Source organism: Bombilactobacillus sp. ESL1092 (genome assembly GCF_058107465.1).
Genome location: NZ_CM176594.1, coordinates 450,432 through 475,825, shown reverse-complemented (window position 1 = coordinate 475,825; position 25,394 = coordinate 450,432). Strand labels below are relative to the sequence as shown.

16 protein-coding genes and 1 pseudogene are annotated in these 25,394 nt (G+C 36.5%); 7 read left to right on the top strand and 10 right to left on the bottom strand.

Going from position 1 to position 25,394, the window contains the following annotated elements:
- The first annotated feature begins 159 nt into the window (after positions 1–159).
- Positions 160–1,844 (top strand): annotated as a pseudogene (locus AC3B6Y_RS02335) (adenine deaminase C-terminal domain-containing protein).
- A 32-nt stretch (positions 1,845–1,876) separates the two neighbouring features.
- Positions 1,877–3,286: a C4-dicarboxylate transporter DcuC gene (gene dcuC, locus AC3B6Y_RS02330; protein WP_489791264.1), complete on the top strand. Its 1,410-nt coding sequence runs from the start codon at positions 1,877–1,879 to the stop codon at positions 3,284–3,286.
- Positions 3,287–3,397: 111 nt separating this feature from the next.
- Here dcuC and AC3B6Y_RS02325 read toward each other — a convergent pair whose 3' ends face one another.
- The 7 genes from AC3B6Y_RS02325 to AC3B6Y_RS02295 all read right to left on the bottom strand — a co-directional run bounded on the left by AC3B6Y_RS02325 (position 3,398) and on the right by AC3B6Y_RS02295 (position 12,895).
- A complete protein-coding gene (locus AC3B6Y_RS02325) occupies positions 3,398–4,480 on the bottom strand; it encodes a M42 family metallopeptidase (RefSeq protein ID WP_489791263.1) in 1,083 nt (360 codons plus the stop codon).
- Positions 4,481–4,495: 15 nt separating this feature from the next.
- Positions 4,496–5,338 (bottom strand): M55 family metallopeptidase, encoded by an 843-nt coding sequence (locus AC3B6Y_RS02320; protein ID WP_489769585.1) that lies wholly within the window; start codon positions 5,336–5,338, stop codon positions 4,496–4,498.
- Between the two features lie 28 nt (positions 5,339–5,366).
- Positions 5,367–6,971, bottom strand: a complete 1,605-nt coding sequence (locus tag AC3B6Y_RS02315) for a peptide ABC transporter substrate-binding protein (protein WP_489791262.1) — start codon at positions 6,969–6,971, stop codon at positions 5,367–5,369.
- A gap of 357 nt (positions 6,972–7,328) precedes the next feature.
- Positions 7,329–8,933, bottom strand: a complete 1,605-nt coding sequence (locus AC3B6Y_RS02310) for a peptide ABC transporter substrate-binding protein (RefSeq protein ID WP_489758221.1) — start codon at positions 8,931–8,933, stop codon at positions 7,329–7,331.
- A 216-nt stretch (positions 8,934–9,149) separates the two neighbouring features.
- The gene (locus AC3B6Y_RS02305; protein WP_489791261.1) at positions 9,150–10,268 is read right to left on the bottom strand and encodes an iron-containing alcohol dehydrogenase; all 1,119 of its coding nucleotides are present in this window, start codon (positions 10,266–10,268) and stop codon (positions 9,150–9,152) included.
- A 24-nt stretch (positions 10,269–10,292) separates the two neighbouring features.
- A complete protein-coding gene (locus AC3B6Y_RS02300) occupies positions 10,293–11,936 on the bottom strand; it encodes an acetolactate synthase large subunit (protein ID WP_489791260.1) in 1,644 nt (547 codons plus the stop codon).
- A gap of 26 nt (positions 11,937–11,962) precedes the next feature.
- Positions 11,963–12,895, bottom strand: a complete 933-nt coding sequence (locus tag AC3B6Y_RS02295; RefSeq protein ID WP_489791259.1) for an AEC family transporter — start codon at positions 12,893–12,895, stop codon at positions 11,963–11,965.
- A gap of 282 nt (positions 12,896–13,177) precedes the next feature.
- Here AC3B6Y_RS02295 and AC3B6Y_RS02290 point away from each other — a divergent pair, with 282 nt between their 5' ends.
- The gene (locus tag AC3B6Y_RS02290; RefSeq protein ID WP_489791258.1) at positions 13,178–13,627 is read left to right on the top strand and encodes a MarR family winged helix-turn-helix transcriptional regulator; all 450 of its coding nucleotides are present in this window, start codon (positions 13,178–13,180) and stop codon (positions 13,625–13,627) included.
- Positions 13,628–13,831: 204 nt separating this feature from the next.
- On the opposite strand, the gene kduI is transcribed toward AC3B6Y_RS02290, so the two are convergent.
- The 3 genes from kduI to AC3B6Y_RS02275 all read right to left on the bottom strand — a co-directional run bounded on the left by kduI (position 13,832) and on the right by AC3B6Y_RS02275 (position 17,549).
- Positions 13,832–14,677, bottom strand: a complete 846-nt coding sequence (kduI, locus tag AC3B6Y_RS02285) for a 5-dehydro-4-deoxy-D-glucuronate isomerase (protein ID WP_489790220.1) — start codon at positions 14,675–14,677, stop codon at positions 13,832–13,834.
- 125 nt (positions 14,678–14,802) lie between these two features.
- Positions 14,803–15,879 (bottom strand): mannonate dehydratase, encoded by a 1,077-nt coding sequence (gene uxuA, locus AC3B6Y_RS02280; RefSeq protein WP_489791257.1) that lies wholly within the window; start codon positions 15,877–15,879, stop codon positions 14,803–14,805.
- A 38-nt stretch (positions 15,880–15,917) separates the two neighbouring features.
- The gene (locus AC3B6Y_RS02275) at positions 15,918–17,549 is read right to left on the bottom strand and encodes a mannitol dehydrogenase family protein (protein WP_489791256.1); all 1,632 of its coding nucleotides are present in this window, start codon (positions 17,547–17,549) and stop codon (positions 15,918–15,920) included.
- A 439-nt stretch (positions 17,550–17,988) separates the two neighbouring features.
- Here AC3B6Y_RS02275 and AC3B6Y_RS02270 point away from each other — a divergent pair, with 439 nt between their 5' ends.
- From AC3B6Y_RS02270 to AC3B6Y_RS02255, 4 genes are all read left to right on the top strand, one after another.
- Entirely contained in the window at positions 17,989–18,657 is a 669-nt protein-coding gene (locus AC3B6Y_RS02270) for a GntR family transcriptional regulator (RefSeq protein WP_489769593.1), read from the top strand.
- A gap of 326 nt (positions 18,658–18,983) precedes the next feature.
- Positions 18,984–20,396 carry a glucuronate isomerase gene (gene uxaC, locus AC3B6Y_RS02265; protein WP_489791255.1) on the top strand — a complete coding sequence of 471 codons (1,413 nt, stop codon included), beginning with the start codon at positions 18,984–18,986 and terminating at the stop codon, positions 20,394–20,396.
- A gap of 300 nt (positions 20,397–20,696) precedes the next feature.
- Entirely contained in the window at positions 20,697–22,187 is a 1,491-nt protein-coding gene (locus AC3B6Y_RS02260; RefSeq protein WP_489758231.1) for an MFS transporter, read from the top strand.
- A 39-nt stretch (positions 22,188–22,226) separates the two neighbouring features.
- Complete coding sequence (locus AC3B6Y_RS02255; RefSeq protein WP_489791254.1) at positions 22,227–25,361, top strand: alpha-mannosidase; 3,135 nt, start codon at positions 22,227–22,229, stop codon at positions 25,359–25,361.
- Positions 25,362–25,394 lie beyond the last annotated feature (33 nt).

Genomic DNA, 25,394 nt, shown 5'->3' with positions numbered 1-25,394 from the left:
GGTCTTTTTTGCTTTTATTAGATAAATACGTATTATATATATAGATTATACAATTTATAGTTCTGTATATGCGAATTATGTTCTGGTTTTATACTGATATAGTTCTTGAATTAGTAGTATAATAAGATTGAATTATAAAAAATAAAGGAGATTGTTATCATGACAGTTGTTGATCAGCTTTTTATCAATGCACAGGTTTTTAATGTTTACTTAAAAAAATTTCAAAAAGTCAATATTGCCGTGAAGGACGGGCAAATTTATTGGGTAACGAAGGAACAGCCACAAGCCCAGCAAGTGATTGATTTAAACGATAAATTTGTGATTCCCGGCTTAGTTGATGCACATATGCACATTGAAAGTTCAATGACCACCCCCACGGCTTTTGGCGCCCAAGCCGCCAAATTTGGCACCACGACGATTGTGGCGGACGACCATGAAATTGCTAACGTGGCTGGATTGAGTGGACTGAAAGAGTTTATGGATCAACCGAGCTTAATTGATATCTTTTTTGCTATTCCGTCCTCGGTGCCGTCAACTAATTCCCAGATGGAAACGACGGGAGGAGTCATTGACGAACAAGCAGCCAGTCAATTATTAGATGATCCGCGGGTGGTAGTTCTGGGCGAAGTTATGAACTTTAAAGGCGTAGTGGCGCAACCGGATTCTCTGATTAATAAGTTAATTGCCGTGTGTCGCAAAAAACGACCGACGATGCCGCTGGAAGGACATTGCCCCAAGTACTTAGACGAAGATTTAGCCCGCTTTATTGCCGGTGGGATTACATCGGATCATACTCAGCAGACACCCACGGGGATGTTACAGCGCATTGCTAACGGAATGTTTGTGGAGATTCAGGCCAAGTCGTTGAAGCCGGAGATCATTCAAACGATTATTGATCAGCAACTGTACGAACATGTTTGTTTTGTAACCGATGATGTAATGGCTGATGATTTACGCGAAGGCCATTTAAATAAATTGGTGGCACAAGCAATTAGTTATGGTCTCAGTCCAGAAATGGCTATTTATATGGCAACTTATACACCTGCTCGTCGCATGGGACTATGGGATCGAGGTGCGATTGCCCCGGGCCGGGTGGCCGATTTAATCGTTTTAGACGACTTAGCAACTTTTAAAATTAATTCAGTGTATAAAAATGGTCGCTTGGTTCAAGATATTAAACCCCAACCAGTGCATTTTAGTGAACAATTAAGCCATTCAGTACAAGCTAGTCCCTTAACGGTCAAGGATTTAGATTTAACAGTTGCCCAAGAAAATGGGCAAGTAACGGCCAATGTCATTGCAATTGAACCAACCAGTACCTTTACCAAATGTGAACCCACTACCTTACAGTCAAAAACCATCACGTACAATGGCAAGCGGCTGGTTTAGCTTTATTAGTAGTCCAAGAGCGTTATGGGCACCATTATCCATTACAATTTGCTCTGATCAAAGGTGCTATTAATCACCCCGGCGCAATTGGAACCACATGGGCACATGATCACCACAATTTATTAGTTTTGGGCACTGATTTAAAAGATATGGTCGTAGCACAAAATCAATTAGTACAACAGCAAGGCGGTTATGTAGTAGCTAAAAATCAGCAGATCATTGCTAACGCGCCACTACCAATTGGTGGGGTGGTATCTAATGCTCCGATTCCAGAACTGGGGCAACAATTAGCGGAGGTGCGTCAAGGAATGCAAAGCTTAGGCTATCATCATTTTAATGAAATTATGTCTTTGTCGACGTTATCGCTCTTGGTTTCACCGGCATTAAAGATTTCTGATCAAGGAATGTTCGATGTTAAATCACAACAACCAGTACCGTTATTTCCAGCTGAATGATTGATATTTAGTTTTTATGGGGGATAGACTTAATGCAAATTATTCTAATCTTGTTAATTAGTTTAATCGCAGTCAGTATTTTAGTTTATATGTTGATTAAGAAGAACGATATTAAAATGACATTATTACTGTTGGGGCTAATTTTGATGTATGTTGCCCTTATATTGGGACAAAAAGTCAAAGTTACTGTGCCAACGGGAAATGTGTGGCTCAATCCGTTTCAATCATTAGCTGATCAATTTAGTAACACTTTGGTGGGTCCAGGATTTGTGATTTTGTTATTGGGTGGCTATAGTTCTTATATGAACCAAATCCAAGCTAATCAAGTAACTGTTGATGCCTTAAGTAAGCCCATTAAAAAGATTAAATCTGTGTATATCTTAGTGCCAATTGTCTTTTTATTAGGCACCCTCATGTCCTTAGTTATTCCCAGTGCTGCTAATTTAGCCATTATTCTGTTAGCAACTTTATATCCAGTTTTAAGAACTGCGGGCATGTCCAGGTTTAGCGCGGCGGCTGTGATTGCTACTTCTGCGACCATTGTCCCCACGCCCTTAGGGGCCGATAATGTGGCTGTAGCAGCTCAGTTGCACTTACCGGTTAGTACCTATGTCTTTAAGTACCATGCTATTATCTCTATTCCGACTATTTTAGCGATGGCAGTCGTGCATTACTTTTGGCAAAAATATCAGGATAAAAAGTATCCAGAAAATTTATCTTATTCAGCGGAATTGGCGCAAAGATCAGACCCCAATCAGGTCAAAGAGGTTCAACAAGTTCCAGATTATTCTGGGGGCTGGCGCTTGATTTATGGAATCTTACCATTATTGCCAATTATTTTATTATTAGTTGTCTTTTTTATCAATTTAGGACTGAAACACCAATTGACTTTAAGTGTTCAGGTCGTCTCAATTATGAGTTTTATAATTGCGGTCTTTGTTGAATTTTGTAAAAAGCGGCAAATAAAAATTGTGCTCAAGGAAACTAATGAGTTCTTTAATGGGATGGGCAACGTAATGGGTGTGGTAGCTCTGTTAGTATCAGCACAGGTCTTTGTCCAAGGTTTGACTTCTATGGGCTTAATCAATCTGATCCAAACGATGATGCACCATTTAACAGGAGCTGGTTTTATCCTGCCAGTCATTATGGTTATTTTTACAGCAGTAATTGTTTTACTAAGTGGTAGTGGTATGGCCTTAATCTTTGCGATGATTCCCTTAATTGTGCCATTAGCTAAAGCCGCTGGGATTGCGCCAATGGCATTATCGGTACCGATGCAATTAGCAGGCAATTTGTTTCGAGCAGTTTCGCCCGTAGCGGCAGTAGTCTTGATTGTTGCAGGTGAAACTCAGTTGGCACCTTTACAAATTATTAGACGCACTTGGGTACCAATGTTTTTTGGTGTAATAATGATGTTGATTTTGTCGTTAATCATCTTGTAAAGCAATAATTGGAACAATTACAAATAAAAAATATCCATTAATTGAATTTCATTAGTATTAACTAACTCAGAACATTCAATCATGGATATTTTTTTAGAGGTATTTTACAATTTATTCGCCCTTAAAACTGTTAATCGTTGGTTCGTCAATTGATTCAATAATCTTGACGGCTAGTTTAACGGCGTTTTCAAAATCATCAAGATTTGCCCAGTTGAAAGCTGTGTGTTCATAGCGCACTGGAATGCCAATGACAATAGTTGGAGCTCCGCGATAGTATAAAATCGGAGCGCCATTAACACCGCCGCCGGTCCGGACCGAACGAGTATGCGGAATATGATTTTTGGTAGCTAAATCATCAGCGTATTGTTCAAATAATGGATTAGCAATAAAGGATGTATCCATATCACGGAGCATTGGTCCGCGTTTGAGACCAGTTTGCGCTAACCAATCAGGCGTAAAAGTATCATCACATGGACAACCTTCAAAGACAATTGACAAGTCAGGGTCAATGTTACGCACAGTAACTTCAGCCCCGCGCGTTCCAACTTCTTCTTGAGTTGACAAAGCCATGGTTAAATCAACATTTAAATCTTGATCAGCTAAATCAGATAAAGTGGCAACTAAAGCAGCGGCACCAACGCGATTATCAAAGTCTTTGCCGAAGAACATGCGGGTGGTGTCAAAGTATTCGCAATCAGCATCCACCACAATCGGACAACCAGTGTTAATTTTGAAGTCATTAATAGTTTCTTCACGACTAGTGGAACCAACATCAACCGATAAGTCGGCAATTTGGGGCACAGCGTTACGTTCGGCGTCAATCATAAAATGTGGTGGCTTAGTGGCTACGACACCTTTAATATATTGACCGTCTTGATTGCAAACCCGCACCCGCATGGCTGGAATATTAGTTGGAGCCCAACCGCCTAACGGTACGAATTTAATTAAACCATTTGGTCGAATGGCTTGAACAATAAAACCGACCGAATCGGCATGTGCATCCATTTGAATCATTGGGCGTTTGCCAGTATTTTGCTGGCGACTGACGTAACTATTAAACATTCCGTCAATTTTGGTTTGCCCAAAGGGTTTAGTTTGTTCTTGAAAATATTTAGCGACTTCCATTTCAAAACCGGAAGCACCATTTAAATTGGAAAAATGTTTAATTAGTTCAATTTCTTGATTTTCTTTCATTTACACTACTCCTAATTAGTCTTGAGTACCAGCTAACATAACAATGGCAATAATTTCATTTAACAGAGCTTTCATGGATGGGCATTGAACTTCCACTGTGCGCCCATCAACGCGTGTTACATCTTGCATTTGTTCAACGGCATCTGCCTTAGCAGTATTAGCTAATTGAATCTTTAAAGTTAAAGGTGTGCTTAATGGTTGCACAGCAGTATAAGGCGCCGGATTGTCAATTACTTCTTTGGCACCATTGATAATATCAGCTTTAACTTGTTTGCGCGGATAACTCATCGCGGAGAAGCGATTTAAGGATTTTTTTGTAACAACTACTTTAGGAGTTGGACACATTTTTTCGTCGACGAGTTGTTCTTTAAGTGCCGAGTCACCAATGACTAAAGTTACCGGAACACCCAATTCGTTAGCATAAGCGACATTAATAGTCGTTTCGTTTTGATATTGACCATTAATCCAGACATTATAAGCAGAACGGGCACTGTAACTATGATCCATATTGCCGTGTAATTTACCAATTCCTGAGTGGTAACCAACAAAGAAAATTTGGTCAAAGGAATCATCCAAGCCACTCATCATATAATCTTCACGCGGATAACCACTAATTAAAGAGATCCGGTCGTCAATATCTGATAAATAGTCATAATCTAAGTTCGTACCTCTGGCGTGCGAATCAGAAATCAAAATTTCATCAATTTGACTGTTGTTCGTTGCTTGTTGAATGCCTTGAAGGGTCCAAGCAACTTGTTCGTTATAAAGCTTCCGGAACTTGGCAGTATCGTGATCGTCCATGTTCCAATCAGTAATACCTGCTAAACCTTCGACATCAGTAGAAATATAAATTTTCATAATTGAATTTACTCCTAATAGTTATTTTTTATTTCATGTAGGCATTTTTATAATATGGGAAGCCCATGGGACCCATGACAACATTCTTTAATTTTGGATTAATTAAATAGACCATTGAGACATAATACATAGGAACGACGGGCGCTTTTTGAACCACCATCTTATTAGCAGCTTGCAAACTATCCCAACGTTGTTGTGGTTGTGTAGCATATTGTCCGTTAGCATTGTCGACTAACTGATCGTATTTACTATCGCTGAATTTGCCTTCATTGTTCTTGTTGCCGGTCTTTAAGAGGTTCAAAAAGTCAGTAGGGTCATTAAAGGTTGGTGTCCAACCATTAATGACGGCATCAAAATCTCCGGATTGACTGGATGATAACCGACTATTAAATGGGACTGATTTGACTGAAACTTTGAGACCAGGCAGATGCGTCTGCAGTTGTGACTGTAAGAATTCATCGACTTTTTTAGTTTGATCATCGTTGCTAGAAAGAATAGTGAAATTAGCCGATTTGAGCCCCAATTCGCTCAACCCACTTTGCCAGAGTTGCTTAGCTTGTTTAACATCATATTGGTTTAATTGCCCTGCTTCTTTGGAGAAATCTTTACCAGTCTGTTCGTTTTTAAAACCAGTTGGCACAAAGCCAGAAGCTGGAACTGATTTATCTTGTAAAACTTTGCCGGTCAGTTGTTGGCGATCAATAGCCATGGACATGGCTTGGCGAATTTTTTCATTACTAAATAATTTGCGTTTAGTATTGAATTCCAGATACATAGTTCCCGGAAGTTTACGAACATATAATGATTTGCTCTTAGCGTGATTTTTAATCTCCTGCCCGGTTAAGGGCACCATTGCCAATTCTTTGGATTCAAATTGGTAAGCACCGGTATCCTGACTTTTAATAACGGAGACTTTGATTTTGTTCAAGTGGACGTGCTTTTTATCCCAATAATGGGGATTCTTGACATAGGACCAAGTGTCACTAGTGCCATCCCAATCTTTTAAGACAAACGGTCCATCATATAAAGTATGTTTGGCATCGGTACCGTATTTCTTACCTTGAGCTTGAACATACGGTTTATACAATGGGAACGAAGCACTCATCGCTAAAACGGATGGGAAGTACGGCACGGCTTGATTTAACTGAATTTGCAGTTGATACTTACCAGTGGCTTTGATGCCGAGGTTACTCGGAGCTAACTTACCACTATTAACTTCTTTATAGTTTTTAACGTTTTCCAAAAAATAAGATTGCTGTGATTTAGTTTTGGGATCAACAGTCCGTTGCCAACCATAAACAAAGTCTTGCGCGGTCACAGGCTTGCCGTTGCTCCAGTGACCATTATGTCTCATGTTAATCGTATAAGTAGTTTGATTGTTTGACAATTTCGGCTTACTCGTGGCTAATGCTGGAATAATTTCACCTTTTTTATTGAAATTATATAAGCCCTCATTGACTTGCTCGGCAACTTCGGCAGATTCATTATCCATCGCCAGTGAAACATCGGCAGTGCTTAACTCTGCGGAAGTCCCAATGGAAATGTCTTTTTTGTTGGTGGCATTATTATGACCACAACCAACAAGGCTTAGGCTACTAAGTAAGGTCAAACCCATTAAATAGATTTTCTTCATGAACATCCCTCCTTAAATAATTTAGAAATTAATTTTATTCTAATTCGACATTAATTTAATTGCAAACTAAAATTAAAAATAAATGTAAAAAGTTTTTAAAAATTAAATTCAGAAATTTAAAAAATAATAATAATAATTTGGCTAATAATTTTTTGACTAAGTGACTGAATATTCATGCCTAGACGACCTTGGCTAAGCATTATACTTCATAAAAAAACTGCGTTTCAGCTAATCGGATTGGATAATCAACAATCTTGATTGTGTGCTAAAACGCAGTTAAATTAATTAAAAATAGTCTTTATTATTAATATCTTTTGGTCAATTGGTAATTTTATTTTAATTAACCAATGAATTTAATTAGTTCATGATGGCATTTTTGTAATATGGAAAGCCCATAGGTCCCATCACAATACCTTTGAGTTTGGGGTTAATCAAATAAACAAGAGATAGGTAATACAAGGGAACGACTGGCGCTTTTTGAACAACTAGTTTGTTGGCGGCTTGCAGATTATTCCAACGTTGTTGTGGCTGCGTAGCATATTGATTATTAGCAGTCTTGACTAACTGATCATATTGGCTGTCGCTAAATTTGCCTTCATTATTTTTGTTACCTGTTGTTAAAAGATTTAAGAAATCTGTCGGATCGGCAAAAGTTGGTGTCCAGCCATTGATGACGGCGTCGTAATTGCCAGCTTCACAAGAGGCTAGGCGACTGTTAAACGGGACTGGTTTGACGTTAACTTTGAGTTTGGGTAAGTGGGTTTGTAATTGTGACTGCAAAAATTCGTCCACTTTCTTAGTCTGATCATCGTTACTAGATGTAATAGTAAAACTAGCCGATTTCAATCCCAGTTCGCTGAGTCCACTTTGCCATAATTGTTGCGCTTGCTTGACGTTATATTGGGTTAATTGTCCAGCCTGTTTGGCAAAATCTTGATGAGTTTGCGGATTTTTGAAACCGGTAGGAACGAACCCTGTGGCTGGTACTGATTTGTCTTGTAAAACTTTGCTCGTCAATTGTTGGCGATCAATGGCCATGGCCAGGGCTTGGCGAATTTTTTCGTTACTAAAGAGTTTACGCTTATTGTTGAATTCTAAATATTGCGTGCCGGGTAACTTGCGGACATATAAAGCTTTACTTTGGGCGTGATTTTTAATTTCTTGACCAGTTAAAGGTACCATGGCTAATTCTTTAGATTCAAATTGGTAAGCACCAGTATCTTGACTCTTGATCACAGAGACTTTAATTTTGTCCAAGTGGACGTGCTTTTGATCCCAATAATGCGGATTTTTGACATAAGACCAAGTATCGCTGGTGCCGTCCCAGTCTTGGAGAGTGAAGGGACCGTTATATAAAGTATGTTTGGAACTGGTACCGTATTTTTTACCTTGGGCTTGGACATATGGTTTGTAAAGAGGGAAGGAGGCGCTCATGGCTAAAACTGATGGAAAATATGGGACGGCGTGTTCTAGTTGAATTTGCAGTTGATACTTGCCAGTAGCTTTAATGCCAAAATTTTGTGGGCTCATTTTGCCGGAATTAATTGCTTGATAATTTTTAACATTTTCTAAAAAGTAAGATTGCTGTGATTTGGTTTTGGGATTGACAGTTCGTTGCCAGCCATAAACAAAATCTTGGGCGGTGACAGGTTTACCATTACTCCAGTGGGCGTTATGGCGCATGTTAATGGTATAAGTAGTTTGATTGTTCGATAATTTAGGCATTCCGGTGGCCAGTGCGGGGATAATTTTGCCTTTTTTATTGAAGTTGTAAAGTCCCTCATTGACTTGTTCGGCCACTTCGGCAGATTCATTATCCATGGCTAATGAAACGTCGGCGGTACTTAATTCAGCTGATGTTCCAATGGCGATTTCTTTTTTAGCATCTGCATTCTTATGACCACAACCGACTAATCCAAAACTGGTGAGTAAAGTAAGGCCAATTAAAGCTATTTTTTTCATAAGTAGCACTCCTTTAACTTTAAATTAACGCAATTCTAATTTAAAGCTAATTAAAAAGCAAGGAGTTAGTCGCAAAAACTTGGATATAACAATGTTGATTATTGCAGCCTAAAATTAAAATACTTTTAAATGGATTTTAATTATTAGCTAATAAGATCAAAAAAATGCTCGGAAATCATGTTAGATTGCCGAGCATTGCTGAAATTAATTAGAAAATTAAAGTAATTGAGTATAAATATCACAGACATCTTGTTGAGTTAAAGTGATGGGGGAATTAATCATTAATCGTTGTTGATTGTCCATCACTGATTGGGCAAACTCTTGGCAAGTTGGTTCAGTCATGCCAATTTGACTTAAACTTTGATTGGGTAAAATTTGGTCAATTAGTTTTTCTAGTTCAGAGAGCGTAGCTTTAGGAGCAACAGGTAAAACCGTTGCTAAAATATTTTCTAAAGCAGATAAATCAGCTCCCAATTCTTGATATTTTCTGAAGGTGCCACTAAATACTAAATAATTGGATTGGCCATGAGCGATATGATAAGTTGCTCCGATCGGGTATGCTAGAGCATGAACGGGGCCGCAACCAGCATTGCCGAAGGCTACACCGGCCATAGTACTGGCTTCTAAAAAGTCTAAGAGTAATTGACCTTGAGGTGTTTGCCCGACTTGTTGTTGGATAATAATTTGATTGTAGCCTTGAATAATTGTTGTCATAGCCTGCACAGAAAACAGTTTACTAAAGCTAGTAGCTTTGGGTGACAAGTAAGATTCAATTGCGTGGACTAACGCATCAATGGAACTAGTAGCAAACACTTTATAAGGCATAGTTTTCGCTAATTGCGGCACTAGATAAACTTGATCGGCATACATTTGCGGGTAGGCTAAGCCAACTTTAGTTTGTTTAGCTAAAAAGTTGAAGACGGCAACATTGGTAACTTCGCTGCCGGTACCAGTGGTCGTTGGCACAATAATCAATTGCCGCTTTTTAGTTAAATTAGCGCCGTTTGCAGCAATTTGCTGCATATTAACTCCAGCACCGTAAACCAGTAATTTAGCGTTATCAATCACGGAACCACCGCCAATAGCAAGAATGCGATCATAATCTTTGGTATTGACTTGTTGTAATAGTTGATCGGCCGCTTGATCAGTGGGTTCACCCTGAATATAATTTTCGAGATAAACCACGTCGAGTGGAAGTTGATCGAGGTCCAAATGGGGTTCAATAATATACTGATTAGTTAAGAGCAAATCATGTTGACCCACTTGTAATTCTTGAAATAAAGTTGGTAAATCAGGCACACTAGTAATTGCGGGTTTGATACTAAATTCATTCATAAAACTTTGCCTACTTTCTGTTTATTAAAGAGAAATCGTAACTTGACCAAGTTTGTCAATTAACTTCATATTTTCGGAGTAATCAACGGGACAAACAATAACATTGACTTGTTGATTATTTAAGCTAGCTTGCAAGGTTTGTACTAAATCTTGCCGGCTTTGGACTAGATGAGCATTAGCACCAAATGATTGAGCGTAGCTAATCAAATCGGGATTTTTAAAATCAACCTCGGAGTGATGACCTAATTCCATATCCATCTTCCATTTGATTAGGCCGTAAGATTGATCAACCCAGACTAAGTTGGTCATTGGGACTTGATAACGTACGGCAGTTTCGAGTTCTTGCGAGTTCATCAAAAAGCTACCGTCGCCCATAACCGCCAAAATATTTTGGTCAGGACAAGCAAGTTTGGCACCAACAGCCCCTGGTAAAGTCCAAGACATTGTCGATAAACCATTATCAATTAACACGGAGTTTGGCGTGTAACTTTGATAGAGACGGGCCATCCACATTTTGACAGCACCAGTATCTACTAACACAATGCCTTGGTCATCGACGGCTTCACGAGTAGCAGTGACAATTTGTTGGGGAGTGAGGGGAACTTGACTTTCTTGTTGACCAAAAGTTAATTCAGCTTGCACAGCTTCTTTGATCGTAGTTTTTAAGGCAGGTACTTGAAAGTCAGTGAGCTCAGCCTGTAATAACGGAACAGTAGCTTTTAAATTACCGATTAAATTTTGACTAATGGTATAATGCGCATCGGTATCTTCTTGAAAATCATTCAAATGAATAATCTGTTTGTCACCCTGTGGATTAATCCGGCTAGGATCAAATTCTGATAGTTCATAACCAATCGTAATGATAACGTCGGCTTGATCGTAAGCAAAGTTTTCATAGTCGTGGCGCATGAAACCAATGACACCGAGAGCTGATGGTAAACGATCATCAATTGCTCCCTTTCCCATAAAAGTGGTGGCTGCTGGTAAATTAGTTTGTTTGATGAAATCATTGACGACTTGACTAGCGTGATCGCGAATGACCCCCATGCCAATTAAGGCAATCGGATGTTGAGCTGTTTTGATAATAGCAGCAGCGGCCTTTAAATCGGTTGTTTGTGGGATAGTTTGATTGGCGGGAGTGGAAGCAGCTAAAGGAATGTTAGGCACGGCCTTTTGCGGTTCAATATCCTGGGGAATGCCCACATAAACGGGACCAGGACGGCCATTGACAGCTTGATTAAAGGCTTTGTTGATGATTTCTGGAGCGGCCTGAGCTTCATAGATATTTTCGGACCACTTGGTCACTGGCTGAAACATAGTTCTTAAGTCAATCACTTGGTGTGATTCTTTATAAATTCGATTCAAACCACCTTGGGCAGTGATTGCAATCAGTGGTGTCGAGTTGGTCTGGGCATCAGCAACACCTAAAAGTAAGTTAATTGCGCCCGGTCCCAAGGTAGCGGTAGCAACGCCTGGTTGCCCTGTTAAGCGGCCGTAGACGTCAGCCATAAATGAAGCACCTTGTTCATGGCGAACCAAAATAAATTGAATTTTATCTGAATCATGGATGGCATCGACGATGCGAATATTTTCTTCACCCGGGATACCAAAAACATATTTAACGCCCCGATCTTCTAAAACTTGAACGATTTGTTGTGCAATATTCATTGAAATAAACTCCTTTATTGATTAAATTAAATGCCTAAAAATACGATAATAAAACCTAAGGTGATGACTGATAAAACGGTACTTAAGAACAGTGTTGAAGCCATCTCGCGCTCGGCTAAGTGATATTGGTTAGCAAAAATTGTACAAATAGCAGCGGTGGGGATGCCCAGGGAAACCAGAGATTCTTTTAATGTCTGCGGTGCTACTTGGCACCACTTCATGAGTAGATACATAATTGCGGGGATAATCACGATTTTAGTTAATGTGTTGCCCCAAACCGGTAATGATAGTTTAGGTTTTTTCTCAAAGAGCACAATTCCTGAAGAAAAGAGTGCTAAACCACCAGTAGCTTGACCTAAGACAGAGAAGCAACGTTCCCAATCAGGAGAAATAGTGAGGCCACACATGACTAAGATAAACGCCAAAATTGGGGCCCAGACCACTGGCTTTTTAAAGGCATTTTTTAAGTTAGTGCCTAAGCTGATCTTTTGATTAGAATCACTGGAAAGTAAAATCACGGTTAACGGCACTTGAATAATGTTCATGACTAAACCACCAATTGAAACTAAAAGGGCACTTTTGTCTGGAAATAAAGCTCCCAAAACAGTGGGACCCACGAAGGGAATTGCCGGTCCAGTAATAGCTAAAGTTCTCAGTGCTGCAAGTGAGAGGCTATTTTTAAACATGTAGCGTAATACTAATAGGACAATTACATAACCGCCAACCATTCCGATAAAAATCCATAATGCAACTTGCACATTTTGCAATAAAATGTGGCCATTAGTGGCTACAATACCGCCAAATAGGCTGAGCGGCAAAGTATAACTCATGACTAATTTGTTAATTTCAGTTGCGCTATTACCGTTAAAATCTTTGCGAAAGCCGGCATAATAGCCCAGCATTAAAGTGACAACTACAGGTAATAAGGCGCTAATTAAAGTAGAAATCACTAAGGTCATCTCCTTTTGTTTGTAAAAGTTAAGTAGTGAACGTTCACAATGCAACAATAGTTCTTTGTGAAAAAATTGTCAATCACTTTTTGCAAAAAATATTTAATTTAATTAGTGAAATAGTATTCAAAAAAATTGCCAATTACTTGTAACAAAAGTGGTTAGCTAAATTCACATTTGGCCGTAATTTTTTCTTTAAAAAATTTCAAATTAAGTGAGTCATTTCAAAAATCTGTCAATAAATCGTGAAAAATCTGGTAAACTAAATTTAAAGGTAGGTAATTAAAAAAGATGACTGATAAATTTTATCCGGGAGATTTCGCACAATATTTTTCTGTGATTCACCGGGCATTTTTACGAGATACACATGCGGCCTATCAACAATTACATTTGAATGCCACGAGTGCTTATATTTTAGTTTTGTTATGTAAAATAGGCTCCCAAAGTCAAAATGATATTGCCAAAACATTATTGATTAGTAAGGGCCAAATTACCCGGGAAATACAACGTCTAAAAGCGCTGGAATATGTAACACAAGAAGTTTCCGATCAAAACCATACGCGAAATATTATTTCGATAACTAAAGCAGGACAGCAGGTTTTGTCGCAGGTGCAAGTGATTCGAAATGATTGGTGGCAGCAACAAATTACTCAAAACCAAATTACGAAACAATCGCTGTTTGAACCCACCTTGAAGCAAATTACCCAAAAATTAATTGCACGTTCACAAAAAGAAAAGTAATTAAAAAAGTCAACTTCAAAAGCTTGCCATAATTGGTAAACGTTGGAAGTTGGCTTTTTTTGATTTAAAGATAGTTAAAATAAATTTCCTATGATCCAGAATTAATGAAAAAAGTTATTGCTAATTTGTGTAAAGATTCAGATGCTAATTGTTTACAATTGTATTATTGCAATACTTTCTTACAAAACGTTTTATATTGCTCAATTAACGTAAATCATGCATTTTAATTTGATCCATATCATCATACGTTTGATTTTCGCCACACATAGCCCAAATAAATGAATAGTTTTCAGTTCCAACACCGCAGTGAATGGAGTAGCTAGGATTAACAACAGCTTGTTCGGATTCTAACCAAATATGTTTTGTATTAGCAGGTGTCCCCATAATATGCATAACACGTGTATCTTTGGAGGCAAATTCGCAATAAAAGTAGGTTTCCATACGCCGAGCGTGAGTATGAGCAGGCATTGTGTTCCAAGAGCTTCCAGATTCAAGAACTGTGTAGCCCATTTGTAGCTGGCAAGTCTTCATTTGCGATGCATCAATATATTTATGAATAATCCGCTTGTTCATATGTTGTTGATCACCTTTAGGCAAAGCAAGAGAATCTGCATAAGGCAGCTTTTTATTGGGATAAGCATGATGGGCTGGGGTAGAAACTACGTAAAACTTAGCAGGATTATTTGGATTACCTGACGCAAAGATAATTTGCTTAGTGCCCATTCCAATGTAATAACCATCATGAGGGGCAATATTTTCCTGTTGACCATCAATGGTGATTGAACCGCTACCACCAATATTAATAAAGCCCAGTTCACGGCGTTGCAAAAAATATTGAACGCCCAATTCTTTGCTTAGAACGATTTCTAAAGGTTTATTGGTAGGATAAACGCCACCAAAAATCATTCGGTCATTGTAAGTGTAAGTTAGATGAATCTCTCCGGGAACAAAAATTTTTTCGGTTAAAAATTCCGTTCGCATTTGTTCGGTATTGTAATGGTCTATATCTTGTGGACTATGTGCATATTGAATTTTCAGGTCTGGTATCATAATATTTTCTCCTTAATAATTTTTATAAAATTAATGATTTTGAGTTTTGGGTTCTGAAAATAGCAAAAAGTGGTGAATAGTAATCCTTAAGAATTGTCTATCCACCACTTTTAGTAATCAGTAAATTATTTGTGATCTTTGTTAATTGCTTCCCATAAGCCATTGAGATAGGTAATCCCCAAAGCACGATCATATAATCCATATCCAGGGCGTCCTTGTTCACCCCAAATATCGCGACCATGATCCGGTCTGATATAACCATCAAAGCCCGTATCGTACAAAGCTTTCATAATTTGATACATGTCTAGAGAACCTTCAGAAGACAGGTGCGGTGATTCATGAAAATCACCGTTGTTCCCCATAAATTTAATATTACGTGCATGAACGAAAGGCACACGATCTTTGGGAACAAATTCTCTAATGATGGCAGGAACATCATTCTTAGGATTCTCACCTAAACTGCCTGTACAAATAGTAAAGCCGTTATATTTTGATTCATATAGCTGTTCAATGGTTAACATATCGTCCCGGTTTTTAAAGATCCGCGGTAGTCCAAATAATGGGCGGGGGGGATCATCTGGATGCATGGCCATGCGAACATCATATTGTTCACAAACAGGAATGATAGCATCTAAGAAATATTTCAAATTGTCAGTTAACTTTTGCGTGTCCACATCTTTATATAATTCAAAGAGATGCTTAACTTCCGCTAAACGCTCAGGTTCCCAGCCGGGTAAGATATAACCGTTGGAGTCTTTTTGCACAGCAGCTGCAATTTCATCAGGACTACCTTCGACGTATTTTTGCTCAAAAGCTAAAGCATGAGAACCATCTTTTAATTGATAATGAAGGTTAGTTCGTACCCAATCGAAGATGGGCATAAAGTTATAACAAATAACTTTGATACCATAGTAAGATAAATTTTTAATGGTTTCTTTGTAGTTCTCAATATACTTATCTCTAGTTGGTAAACCAATCTTGATATCATCGTGAATATTAACCGATTCTATCACTTCTAATTTTAACCCAGCAGCTTCGACTTCGTCTTTGAGATTTTTGATTTTGTCTTTTGGCCAAACTTCACCTACGGGCACATCATATAACGCTCCAACTACTTGAGTTGTTCCGGGTATCTGACGGATATCTTGTAACTTAATTGAATCATCATCAGAACCAAACCAGCGAAAACCCATATTTTTCATTTATATCAAACATCCTTTGTCATATTATATTTTACAAATTAATAACTTTTATTAGTGACTGTTTCATGCAACGTTTTTCTAATTGCTCCTTGGGAACTAATCATTTCTGTAAAGTAATTTTCAACTTTATCGCCCAAGCCAATTTCGTATAAATTGTTACCAAAAATACTCTGATTCTCTAAAATTGGTTTTAAAGCTTGATGAACATCATTATTTTGGCTACCTAATTGAATTTTAACTAAATAGTGTTTTAAAGTTTCCAATAATGGATCACGACTTTGTTCGAAAGCTTTGCCTTGGTCATCAAGTCCCATTAAATAACGACACCAACCAGCTATGATGAACGGGATAAATTCCAAATCCCGCGGATCACGATCAGGGTCATCAATGTAGCGTTGTAATGTCACACCATAACGAATTGGAATTTTTTGGGAAGTATCACTAGCAATCCGTTGTGGAGTATCTGGAATATTTTTATTTGGTAAACGCTTATTAATTAATTCATCGATGAATTGTTTGGGATTGATAATTTTAGGATCTGGAACGACTGGTAAGTCCTCACCATAACCTAAATTTTTAATTAAGGCTTTTAAATCAGCATCAGCTAATTCACTAGAAATGGAATTAAAACCTAGTAAGCAACCAAAAATTGCTAGTGCAGTATGCAATGGATTCAAACAAGCCGTAACTTTCATTTGATCAGCATCATTTACTGTTTTACGATCCGTTAAAATTACACCCGCTTGCTCCAGAGGAGGACGACCATTAGGAAAATTATCTTCAATCACAAGATAATGGGTTTCTTCAGTATTCACAAAAGGAGCAATATTAGTGTGTTTGGGTGTGTGAATGATGTTGGTATCTTCAAAACCCTCTGCTTTTAATTGTGCTGCTACCTTTTCGGATGGATTAGGGGTAATTCGATCAATCATCGTCCATGGAAAAGACACTTTCTGTGGATTCTTCAAATATTCAATAAAACCGGAATCCACAAATTTGTTATTTAACCAGCCGTTGGCAATTCTTAAAATTTCAGTTTCTAATTTTAGGCCATTTTGTGAGAAATTATCGGTACTAACCATGGCTATCGGTAGTTGGCCGGCTTGATAACGAGCCAGTAGTAAATGAGCCACAGCGCCCATATTAGTAGTGGGATTACTTGGACCATTTTGAATATCTAATTTGGCGTCTGGCGTTAATTCATCATTAATATCGGTTAAAGAATAGCCTTTTTCTGTAATAGAAAAGGTCGCTAATTGTAGAGATGGTTTGGTGAAAATATCAGTTAATTGTTCCCAGCCACTTTGATTATTTTGATTAAAATACAATGCTTTGGCGACACTGGCAAGAACTTCTTGTTCTAAACTTTCATCAGCTTTCATGGTAACGCTCAAAATCCGATTATGATATTTATCGTAAACTTGGTCAATTACATTTTCATCATAAGTTTCTGCCACAATAATACCACTATTAAGTTGATCTTGATTTAATAAATCTTGGGCAATTTTAGCATGAAAGCACCGAAAAAGATTACCACCACCAAAATGCACCCAAGTTGGCTTGGCTAAAGTGTTATGGGTAATGGTTTGAGAATCATAATTTGGTGTTTTGATATTTTTTTCAATAAATAAATGTTTGTCTGTGAGATAATCATCTAATAATTTAACCATATTAATCACTCCTTTAATAATAGTAAAAAATTGCTTTTGGTATACTAATATATCACTTACTTTTGCTACTAATGTATTCGTTTTATGTATTGTTGTCAAGCCATATGAAAGTTGATTATCAAGTTATCTGGTAACGAAATTTCACATCAATGTTTATTTTTATCATAATTCTTGTCAAAACTAACTTATGATTATTGTGGTTTAATATATAATAAATTTTTTGTAGGATTCATTTAAGCATTAAACGGTATGTGATCAAACCTCAATTTGAAAATTTAATGTAACTTTTTATCTACAGTGAGATTAAAATGATGTTAAGATTATTATCGATAGTGAAGTATTTACTTATTAAGTAATGAGTCGGTTTAGGTATTAATGCTTATTTTGAGATACGAATTAAATTTGGACTTGTTTTATTTTTAGAATAGGAGTTAAAGAATTGATAGCAATTCAAACGATGAAAGATCAAGTGTATAACATTATTTTGCATAGAATTATCAATTTATACTACATTCCTGGTCAAAAAATCTCGGAAAAAGATTTAAGCAAGGAGTTAAAAGTTGGTAGAACCCCCATTCGAGAATCTATCTTGCAATTAAGACAAGAGGGCTTGGTTAATGCAGTTCCACAATCGGGTACGTACATTTCAAAAATAAATTTGAAAATGGCTAAAGATGCTCGTTTTATGAGAGAAAGTGTGGAAGTTAAGGTTATTAGTGAAGCTGTGAAAGTTTTGAAAGATTCGGATTTTACTTTGCTAAAACAAAACATTGAGCGGCAGACATTGGCTGAAAAAGAAAATAATAAATTAGAAAAATTTTTTAACGAAGATGAAGCTTTTCATCATTATTTTTATACCATTACTTCTCATGAACAATTGTGGATATGGTTACAACTGATTAACATGAATTTAAATCGATTTAGATTTTTACGTTTAAAAAATAAAGATTTATCTTGGGATTCATTAATTAACGAGCATTTAGATTTAGTTAATGCATTAGCGGCTAAAGATGAATCTAAGTCAGTCAAATTGGTTTCTTTGCACTTGCATAGAATGTTAGATGAAGAACCCAAATTACTCAAAGCTTTTCCGGAATATTTTGAATAGCAGAAAAATTATTGATTAAGTGAATAATTTTAAAAAACTGTTTTTATTAATTCTATTGGATTATTAAAAACAGTTTTTTTATGCTTTGAAAGATCACTTTGTTTAGTAAATTGGTCTAGAAAGTGATGTTAAAAAACAACTCATAATCGAAATACCATCTTCTGAAATTGTATAAATAAAGAAATGATTAGCCCTAAGCAAATTACTTGACTATTGACAGATTGATTTTTGTAAGATATTATGAAACCGTTTTAAAGATATACTAATATATCACTGCTTGAAATTGGTAAACTTTCTGACGTTTGATTTTTAAAGGAGGATTAACAATGGTTTTATTGAATAAAGATTTTTTGTTAACAAATGATTTTGGAAAAAAATTATTTCATAATTATGCCGCTAAAATGCCGATTATTGATTTTCATTGTCATTTAGATCCTAAAGAAATTTACGAAAATAAAAATTATCCTAATCTAACTAGAATTTGGATCAATGATGGTTCAGCCGGAGACCATTATAAATGGCGTTTAATGAGAGCCAATGGTGTGCCAGAAGAATTAATTACCGGTGATGGTGATGATTATCAGAAAATGTTGGCTTGGGCTAAAACTATTGAAAAGGCAATTGGTAATCCATTGTATGAGTGGACCCACTTGGAATTACAAAGATTTTTTGGAATAAAAGCTCCTTTAACCAGTAAAAATGTTCAAGAAGTTTGGGATAAAGCCAACAAAATGTTAGCAACTGCTGATTTTAAGCCGCGCAATTTGATTAAAAACTCGAATGTCAAAGTAGTATGCACGACTGATGACCCTGCGTCTGACCTCCATTATCATGAATTGTTAGCAAAAGAAGAAGACAGTAATGGTTTTAAAGTTTTGCCGGCAATGAGACCAGATAAATCCTTTGATATTCAAAGTAGTTCTTATAAAGATTATCTTCAAAGTTTAGGAACCGCAGCTAACGTGACGATTACTGATTTTGCTAGTTTAGTTACAGCTTTAGAACAGCGGTTTGAATACTTTTCTAATCATGGCGGAAAATTATCAGATCATGGTCTAAATACCTTCCATTTTGTGAAAGTTAGTGCAGAAGAATTAGATCAGATTGTTGCTAAGAGACTTACAAATCAACAATTATCAGCTACTGAGGTTGATGCTTATACTACAGGCTTAGTGGAAGCTTTAATGCGCTTAAATAAAAAATTTAATTGGACGATGCAATTTCATATTAATGCGGTGCGTAATGCTAATAAACCAATGTTTCAAAAGGTTGGCCCGGATGCTGGCTTTGATTCTATGGGAACTCAACCCGATATTGCTGGACAAATGATGAACTTATTGAGCGATATGCAGAATGAAGATAATATTCCTAAAACAATTTTATATTCTTTAAATCCGAACGATTGGATGCAGTTAGCAACCGGTATGGGCGATTTCTATGAAGGCAATGTGCAGAAGATGCAATTAGGTTGTGGCTGGTGGTTTAACGATACACGTGAAGGAATGATTAACCAACTCAATACGATGGCACAGCAAAGTTTATTAGCCAATTTTGTTGGAATGTTGACAGATTCACGGAGCTTTTTATCATATCCACGACATGAATATTTCCGCAGAGTTTTGTGCAATTTAATTGGTGAATGGGTAGAACGCGGCCAAGTTCCAGAAGATTACGATTATTTGGGGAAAATTGTCGAAGATATTTCTTATAACAACGCTAAGACGTATTTTGATTTTTAACAATCTAATCATTAGCTATTGAATTTTAAGTAAAATTTGTGTTTTGAAAATTAAGTTGAATGGTCAAACTGCTAAAGCTTGGGTTCAGATTTTAGCGACTAGTAGTTGAGATTTTTTCAGTTTAACTTTTGTTTTTAAATGAGATCAAGATTTAAAAAAGATTGTCGTTAACAATTAATTGTAATCGCTTTTTTGTGTTTTGAACGAAAAGTACTCTAAATATTTAGGAAGGAAACTAAATTAAATATGAAACTTTCTGAGAAAATTTCAAAAAGAATTTACACTCCACGAAAGATTAATATGTGGACATCTTTAGGGTTTGGAATTAATGATTTTGTCGGTGGTGGTGGAATGACCATCATGGGCGCGTGGTTACTGTATTTCTTTACCACTTTTTGTGGGTTAACTGCGACGCAAGGTGGTATAATCATGGCCACTGCTCGGGTGCTCGATGCCATCTTAAGTTTATTCGCTGGTGCTTTGACCGATAATTTTTATAAAACTAAGTTGGGTAAAAAATATGGTCGTCGTCATTTTTGGTTAATCTTTGGTGCACCATTTCTATTTATTTTTGCCATCATTTGGATTCCTAAAATGAACTTTTGGTATTACATGTGTATTTACTGTGCTTATGATCTATTATCTAGTTTTTTGTTAATACCATGGGAAACTTTACCTACAGAAATGACTAAAGATTACAATGAGAGAACGAAATTGTCATCTACTAGAATGTTCATTTCGGCTGGTGGAACTTTTTTGGCCACATTTATTCCGGGACAATTATTCAAGATTTTGGGTCAAGATTCTCCAAGTCCCTTCTTTATTAACGGTTTAATTTTTGCAATTATTTTTGTGATTGGGATGTTTATTTCAAGCTTTTCTACTTGGGAAAAACCAGTTAGTGAAGTGGAAGCGGAAGCCAAGGCTGCTAAGCTTAATTCTGATAATACTAATGAAGGTAATAGCATTAAGAAAATGCTTAAGGAAACCTTTGGTGGTTATGTTGATGCCTTAAGAATCAAAGCTTTTCGGCAACACTTATGTATCTATCTATTTTCATTCACAGGTAAAGATGTTTACAATACAGTCTTTACGTACTTTGTTGTTTTCTGTTTAGGTGCTACAGCAACATTATCTGCTAATTTGTTATCGCTTTCGATCGTTGGTGTTTTAATTCCATTAATTGCGGGACCGGTTATGATTAAGTATGGTCCACGAGTACTTTATAGCTTTTCTTATATTACTATGATAGTGATGCTTGGAGGCTATTACTTCTTGTTCAAATCTAATATTAAAATTGTAGGAGTGATGGTAATTGTCATCTATATAATGTCCTTTATTTATCAGGCAGCACGGGCTACATTGGAGTTTACACCGTGGAATGTTTTCCCATTTGTTCCGGATTTAGATGAAATGGTTACAACTGAAAGTCACTCAGGCGCTTTTGCTTCACTAATGAATTTTGCTAGAAAATCAACTGTTGCATTGTCAACAGTGGTCGTAGGAATGATTTTAGATCATAACGGCTTTGTTAAGAACAACTTACACCAAACTATGCAAGCACAAAATACGATTGCTAATATTCTTTTGTTTGGTGCTGGTGGGTTATTGTTAATTGCGTTAATTATTTCTTGGACGTTCCATTTAAATAAAGATACCCATAAGATCATTACGGACGAAATTGAGCGTTTGCGTAATGGCGGTTCCAAGGATGATGCTACAGAATTAACCAAAAAAACTGTTAAAGATTTGACTGGTGTTTCCTATGAAAATGCATGGAAGAAAAGATAATTTTTAATTGGCTTTTGGGCAATTGTTGAGGAGATAATTATGATTTTTACTGTTGAAAAAATACAAAAAATTGCTGATGATTTGGGAGAATATCGCTATAAAAATAGAAAGCATATTTCTGGTTGGAAGTGTTTGAATGCTTCTCCTCAAGTAGAAAATGAGATCCCCGATGACAATCAAAATTGGAAGGAAATTGCTTTAGGTCATATTTGGAGTGGAATTGATCAATATTTTTGGATTAAGTCTCAAGTAGAAATTCCGAATAGTCCTGATGACCAGGTTTTGTTATTTGATTTAGGCTTGTTGGGAAATTTAAAGCATACTGGCATTGAAGCACAACTTTATATCAACGGTGAGATGTATCAAGGAATTGACGCTCATCATAAAGAAGTTTTTTTAGATCAACAATATAAGGGTACTGTGATTCAGTTAGCTTTAAAGTTATGGACGGGCTTGCCAGGGAGAAAAGGCGATTCTTTAGATCCAATGTTGCACATTTTTAAAATGGCCGATTTAGTTTCTTTGGATAAGCAAGTAGATAATCTGTATTTCTTAGCTAAAAATGGTATAGAGACTGTTCAACTATTAAATGATGATGATCCCCGCAGACAAAAATTGTTGAATTCTTTGGACTTTTCCTTAAAAAAGCTAGATTGGTCCAATCCAGGTTATGATGAATTTTATAATAGCTGCTATCAAGCTCAAGAAACATTAGAACAGCAATTACAATCTCAAAAAGAAGATAAAGAAAATTATACGGTCAACGGCATTGGACACACGCATATTGATTTAGCTTGGTTGTGGCGTGTTAAAAATACTAAAGAAAAAGGTGCTCGTTCTTTCAGTACAGTGCTTAAATTAATGGACAAATATCCAGAATATACATTCTTAGCATCAACGCCACAACTATATGATTATATTAAACAGGATTATCCTCAGTTATATGCTCAGATTAAGTCAAAAGTTGCAGAAGGACGTTGGGAACCTGAGGGTGCAATGTGGGTGGAAGCCGATTGTAATATTTCTTCGGGAGAGTCTTTAGTTCGTCAAATTCTCTATGGAACTAGATTTTTTAAGAAAGAATTCGGTAAAACATCACATACTCTCTGGCTGCCAGATGTTTTTGGTTATTCTTGGGCTTTGCCACAAATCTTAAAAAAATCCGGGATTACGACTTTCATGACAACTAAATTGAGTTGGAACGAATTTAATCGGATGCCCCACGACACCTTTTTGTGGAAGGGGTTAGATGGAACTAAGATTTTAACGCATTTCATTACTACTCCGGATCCTAATGATAGTAAAGGTCCATTTTATTACACTTATAATGGAACGATGACTCCTGAAACGGTTAAGGGAATTTATAAGAGTTACCAAGATAAAGATGTTAATTCTTCGTTGTTGTTGGCTTACGGCTATGGTGATGGCGGTGGTGGTACAACCCGGGATATGATAGAAAATATTCGGGCCATGAATCAATTGCCAGGTTTACCGAAAATTACAACTAATGCCACTGGCAAATATTTTAAAGAATTGCACCATAATATTGATAATGCTCTACAAAATGGTCAATATGTTCATACTTGGGATGGAGAATTATATTTTGAATATCATCGGGCAACATATACTGGCCATGCAGCTAATAAAAAAAATAACCGTAAAATAGAAATTCTCTTGCGTAAATTAGAATTATTAGAAGTTATTATGATGTTGAATAATGATAGTTGGCAATATCCATCTGAAATTCTTGAACAGTCTTGGAAATTACTTCTAAAGAATCAATTTCATGATATTATTCCAGGATCAGCAATCCATTCGGTTTATGAAGATAGTCAAAAAGATTATCAACAAATTTATGATAACTTGTCATTGTTATTGAAGGATATTTCTGGTAAATATCAAACTCATCCAAATGAATATTCTATTTTTAACTCTACAGCTTGGAGTATGAACGATCTTGTCACAATTTCTGAACCTAATAGCGGTTTGTTTTACGATGAATCAGGTCAGCAATTAGTTAGTCAAAGAGTTGGTGACAGTTATTTGGTGGCGACACCAAATATCAGTCCGTTTAGTAGTCAAAAAATTAAATTTGTTAATCAGTCAAAGGAAGCTTCCGTTCAGCAGTATGATGAAGCTCAAGTTAAAGATAATGTCTTGAAAAATAAATTTTATCAAATCGCATGGAATGCTGATGGTCAATTATTAGAAATATTTGACATTCAAAATAATCGCCAAGTTTTGGCTCCCCATGAATTAGGAAATGTTTTAGAAATTTTTGAAGATCGACCGCGCGAGTATGATGCTTGGAATTTGGATATTTCATATAAAGAAAAAAAGCAGGAATTAAAAGCTAACAAAATAGAAATTATTTCCCAAGGACAATTATGTACGATTGTAAGATTTTATTATCACTTTAATCAATCTAGTTTGAAACAAGATATGATTGTTTACAATAACCAACAGCGGATTGATTTTAAGACGCATGTTGATTGGCATGAACGGCAAAGAATTTTAAAAGCATCATTTTATACCAATGTTAGATCGACGGAAGCCACTTATCAGATTCAGTACGGTAATGTTAAGCGGCCAACTAATTGGAATAATAGTTGGAATATGGCAAAGTTTGAAACTGTTGGTCATCAATGGGCTGATTTGTCGGAATACGGCTATGGTATTGCCTTAATGAATGAAAGCAAGTATGGTTATGATATTTTTGACAATAAGATGAGCATTTCACTGTTAACTGGAAGTGTTAGCCCAGATAAAACAGCAGATATTGGAGCACATGATTTCACATATAGTTTATTGCCACATCGAGGAAGTTTTGTAGATGGCAATGTCGAAAAAGAAGCTTGGCTATTAAACGATCCATTAACTGTTTTCCAGGGCACCGATTTGAATAAGGATTCTTTAATTAATATTTCTAATTCAAATACTGTGTTTGTTGATGCTGTGAAGAAAGCTGAAGATAGTGATGATGTAATTGTTCGACTACACGAGTACGCTGGTGGTTCGGAGCAAATTTCTTTAATGCCACACTTTAAAGTCAGTTCAATTAGCGAAACTAACTTAATGGAAGAAAAGGAAGCTTCACTTTCAATGGCTGCTGATGATACGGTTAAGTTAAGCTTTAAGCCTTATGAAATTAAAACTTTGCTGTTGAAACGATAAAGCTTGACTTCAAGTATCAAAATGTTTGGACAA